The organism is uncultured Methanobrevibacter sp. (assembly GCF_937906425.1).
GTDB lineage: Archaea > Methanobacteriota > Methanobacteria > Methanobacteriales > Methanobacteriaceae > Methanobrevibacter.
On the sequence record NZ_CALCYR010000147.1, the window covers coordinates 1 to 5,097 of the forward strand.

General features: G+C 27.2%; 4 protein-coding genes. All 4 read left to right on the forward strand.

What is annotated here, in order from left to right; genetic code table 11:
* Positions 1 to 282 precede the first annotated feature (282 nt).
* The 4 genes from Q0138_RS04165 (at position 283) to Q0138_RS04180 (ending at position 4,975) form a co-directional block, all read left to right on the forward strand.
* Positions 283 to 762, forward strand: a complete 480-nt coding sequence (locus Q0138_RS04165; protein WP_297981344.1) for a ferritin-like domain-containing protein — start codon at positions 283 to 285, stop codon at positions 760 to 762.
* Positions 763 to 1,260: 498 nt separating this feature from the next.
* Positions 1,261 to 2,283, forward strand: a complete 1,023-nt coding sequence (locus Q0138_RS04170) for an adenylosuccinate synthetase (RefSeq protein ID WP_297981347.1) — start codon at positions 1,261 to 1,263, stop codon at positions 2,281 to 2,283.
* Positions 2,284 to 2,689: 406 nt separating this feature from the next.
* Positions 2,690 to 3,076 (forward strand): transposase, encoded by a 387-nt coding sequence (locus Q0138_RS04175; RefSeq protein ID WP_297981350.1) that lies wholly within the window; start codon positions 2,690 to 2,692, stop codon positions 3,074 to 3,076.
* Between the two features lie 951 nt (positions 3,077 to 4,027).
* Positions 4,028 to 4,975 (forward strand): ABC transporter substrate-binding protein, encoded by a 948-nt coding sequence (locus Q0138_RS04180; protein ID WP_297981352.1) that lies wholly within the window; start codon positions 4,028 to 4,030, stop codon positions 4,973 to 4,975.
* Positions 4,976 to 5,097 lie beyond the last annotated feature (122 nt).

Below are 5,097 nucleotides of genomic sequence, written 5' to 3' on the forward strand. Positions count from 1 at the left end.
TTTAGATTAATTTTCATTATTTTTTTTAACTTTTAATTTTTTTTAGATTAATTTTCATTATTTTTTTAATTTTAATTTTTTACCTAATTTTTATTATTTTCTTAAATTTAAACATTTTAAAATTTTATTTGTCTTGATTTAGTTTATTCTTATTATTTTTATTCAGTTTTTTACATTTTAAATCTCTTTTTTAATTTTAAATGATTTAGTTAAGTTTAAATAATATTAGGAATATAAATTTCTATAGACTTAAGACTCTTAAGTCTTATATTAGGTGATATAATGTCAGATAAAGAACAAACTATTCAAGTATTACAAGCAATTGTCACAGGTTTAACCTCAAATTCAATTGGTCACAGAATTCAATCTAAAATTTTTGCAGATTTAGGTTTCCAATCCTTAGGAGATAAATACGCAAATCATGCTGATGAGGAAATGGGCTTTGTAGAACAATTCATGGACCGTATTCTTGATTTAGGCGGGGAACTCAAACAAGAAGCACAAGAAGAAAAACCAATCTACAAGGATATCATTGAATTCATTGAAGCTGATTATCAAGTTTCAGTTGAAGGAATCGGATTTATTAACCAAATCATTGAATCCGGAATCTTAGACTCCACAACTCTTGACTTAATGAAAGTTTATCTTAAGGACGAAGAAGAGGACATGTACTGGAGCGAACAACAACTTGATTTATGTAAAATGATTGGAAAACAAAATTACTTGACCCAATTGTTAATCAATGATCAAACTGCTGAATAAGCAATAAAAGATTTTTTTAATTAAATCTTTTTACTTTTTTTCTTTTAATTTTAAATAGATTTTGTATTTTATTAATGATTTTTAACTATTTTTAAGCTTTTTTTAAACTATTGTATAATTTTTAATTATTATGATTTTTTTAAGCTTTTTTTTTAAACTATTGTATAATTTAATCATAATGATTTTTTTAAGCTTTTTTAAACAATTGTATAGTTTTCAATCATTATGATTTTTTTAAGCTTTTTTAAAATTTTTTTCAAAGTAAAAGTTTATAAACATTGAAAAATAAAATATATATGGTCAATGAACTATTAATTTTAATTAATTTTTTTATAAAAATTTAGGTTTTTTCAATGAAAAATTTTTAATAATTCTATTAAAATTTAATTTCATGATTACAATTTTATTTAAAGGTCTATTTGCCGATTATAGATTTTTAATAAGTTAAACTTTTTAAAAACAAAGATTTATTAGATATTATTTAAAAGGAGAATTTTAATGACTTGTAGTATATTAGTTGGAGGAGCTTGGGGAGATGAAGGTAAAGGTAAATGTATTACTTACCTTTGTGATAAGGACAAGCCGGATATTGTTGCTCGTGCAGGAGTAGGCCCTAATGCAGGACATTCTGTTGAATTCAATGGAGAAAAATACGGTTTAAGACTTGTCCCATCTGGTTTTGTTCAAACTGAAGCTAAATTGCTTATTGGTGCTGGTGTTTTGGTTGACCCTGAAGTTTTCATGCATGAATTAGACTATTTAAGCAAATATAATGTTGCAGAAAGAACTTATGTTGATCCACGTTGTTCCATTATTGGTCCTGAACATAAGGAAAGGGATAAAAGTTCTGAACATTTGGCTAAAAAGATTGGCAGTACTGGATCCGGTTGCGGACCAGCTAATGCTGATAGGGTTTTAAGAACTGCTAAAAGAGCAGAGGACATTCCAGAACTTGCTGATTATTTAACTGATGTTTCCCTTGCAGCAAATGAAGCTTTGGAAAATGGTGAAGATGTTTTTATTGAAGGTTCTCAAGGTTTCGCTCTTTCATTATTCTATGGTACTTATCCTTTTGTAACCAGTAAGGACACTACTGCAAGTAGTTTTGCTGCTGATGTCGGTATCGGCCCTACCAAGGTTGATGAGGTCATTGATGTATTCAAGGCTTACATTACCCGTGTTGGTGAAGGTCCTTTTGCTACTGAAATGAGTCAAGAGGAAGCAGAAGCTTTAGGTATTGAAGAATATGGTGTTGTAACCGGCAGACGTAGAAGAGTAGGTACTTTTGACTTTGAACTTGCAAAGGAATCATGCAGAATCAATGGTGCTACTCAAATAGCTTTAACCTGTGTTGACAGATTATATCCTGACTGTGCCAGAACCCAAGACTTTGACGTTTTATCTGGAGAAACCAAACAGTTTATTGAACAGGTTGAACAGGAAACCGGTGTTCCAGTTACCATTATTTCAACTGGACCAGACTTAAAGGACACTATTGATTTAAGAAGTGAATTATTATAGTTTTTTAAATTCACTTTTATTTTACTTTTTTTACTTATTTTATCTTATTTTACTAATTTTATCTTATTTTTTATTATTTTTAATTATTTTTAGCTATTTTTAATTATTTTTACTTATTTTTAATTATTTTAGTTATTTTTACTTATTTTTAGTTATTTTTAATTATTTTTATTATTTTTAATTATTTTTAGCTATTTTTAATTTATTTTAACTTATTTTACTTTTTATTAGTTTTAGCTTGTTTTTTAACTTTTTTTCATTTTTTTCACTATTCTTTTTTCTTTGTTTTGCTTTTTCAATTTAATTTTCTATATTGTTTAATATTCTAATCTTTTTTTATACAAAATGTGTAAGTTTATAAATTTTTTCAAAACTTATATATATTTTTAAAATAATATATTTCATTATGAAAGATATTATTAATCCTAACGCAGAAGTTCCGGATGATCTTGTAGCTATGGCATTCTTTAGGAGTGTTAGGTGGGTTAATGGGGTTTATTGTCCTAAATGCAAATCATATAATATTAATAATAGAGGAATACAAGGTAGAACTCGTAGATACTCTTGTAAAGACTGTGGAACTAACTTTAATGATTTTTCAGGCACAATTTTTCATAAAAGTAAAATTCCTCTCAACATAATGTTATATATCCTGTTTAACTTGGATAAAAAAACCACAACTCAGTTGTCTGAAGAATTGGATTACAGCAGACAATGCATTTCCAGAATTTCTAAATTGTTTAGGGAAAAATTATTGAGCAATCCAGAATTCTTTGACTTGGATGAGAATTAAAAAATTTTTTATTTTTTTACCTGATTATACAGATTTTTATTTAATTAATTTAGAGCATATAATATCTTTTATCGATTGAAAAGTCTAATTTCTTTTTAAAAAAATCAGTTTTTTTAAGAGATTTCAAAGTTTTGTTTTAATAATTTAGAACATTTTTTCAGATGCTGATGTTAGCATATCAGTACAAAATTTTCTATTTTTGTAACTTTTACAGTTCATTTATGTTAGCATATTGGTGTGATTAACGATTGTTATAATACTGTTTAACTCTTTTAATATGGACTTTATTTTCTCATTTTATCTATTTTTGTTTCTATTTTCACTTATGCTTGATGCACGATTTTTGTTTATTTTATTATTGTCTTTAAATTTCTTTTTTTATGAAATAAATCAGTGTTATATTATTAGTTATTGTACTATTAAAGTTACAGTCCTTTATTTAATGAAAAGCATTATATATGGCATTTATACAATCTTTATATAAGTAATAAGTATTTTTAAAATATTGGCACTTCATTAATACTTTTTTGAAGTTATTGTTTTAAAAAAATTAGTTCTTATTATGATTTTTTATTGAATTGCAATTTCGTCCAAATTTGAATATTTTTCATTGATTGTAAAAAATTAAATAAATAGATTCTTTGATTTAATGAAACCATAAAACTCTTTTGAAGACTTTTCATTATTTTAAAAAATCTATTTATTAATTTATTTTATGATCAATTAATTTTCAGATTTTTTTATTTTAAAATCTTTTATTTGCTGGATTTAAAATGAATTAATTATTTTTCCAGATTTTTGGTTTTAATTAGGATTTTTTCTTAATTATTTTTCCAGATTTTTGGTTTTTAATTAATTTACATTTGTCTAGTTGTGTTTTGATTTTAAAAATGGTTTTTAGAAAATTGTTAATATTCAATAAGATATTTTTTAATATATTAGGTGAGTCTAATGGATAAAAAAATTATTGCAATTATTGCTATTATAATTGTAGCTATTATAGCTGTAGGTGCTTATTTTGCAACCGGTGACGGCTCCAGTGACAATGTTGTAAGAATCGGTCACTTACCTTCCGATCACGATACCGCACTTTTTGTTGCAGAGCAAAAGAAAATGTTTGAAGATCAAGGTCTTACTGTTGAACTTACTCAATTTAACAATGGTGGAGACTTAATGACTGCTATGGCAAGTGGAGATATTGATGTTGGTTACGCAGGAATCACTCCTGTAATGTCTTCCATTGAACAAGGAGTTCCTGTAAAAGTTGTATCCGGTGCTCAAATTGAAGGAAGCGCTATTGTTGCAGGTGCAAACTCTGGAATCAGTTCCATTGCAGACCTAAAAGGTAAAACCGTAGCAACTCCTGGTGAAGCATCCATCCAAAACATGCTCTTGACTTATGCATTAAAGGAAAATGGAGTAAGTACTGATGATGTTGAATTCACCACAATGAAAGCTGCTCAAATGACTGACGCTTTAAAAGCTGGTCAAATTGACGCTATGATTATTTGGGAACCATATTCCTCTATTGCTGTATCTAGCGGAGACGGTCAATTAGTTGCAAATACTTCTGAAATCTTACCTGGACACCCATGTTGTGTAGTTGTAGCAAGAGAAGATTATATTAATAATCATGCTGAAGCACTTCAAAAGGTATTGGAAGCACACGCTAACGCTACTGACTTCACTAATGAAAACCCAGCGGAAGCTGCAAAAATGTTACCTGAAGACATCGTACCAGATGCAGACTTACAAGCAGGCGTACTTGCAGACACTACTTTCGTATCCGGTTTAGACAGTGATTACAAACAAAAAGTAATGGACTTCATGAATATTGAAGTAGAATTAGGTCTTTTAAAAGAACCATTAACTGAAGACCAAATCTTTGCTGACGTATAGACAGTTCATTTTGAAAATAAAAGATCTTTCTTTTATTTTCTTTTTTTATTTTTAAAACCTTTTAGCTATTTTTAAACATTTTTGATTAATTTTAATTATTTTTTTTAAATCTTTTTTAAAAT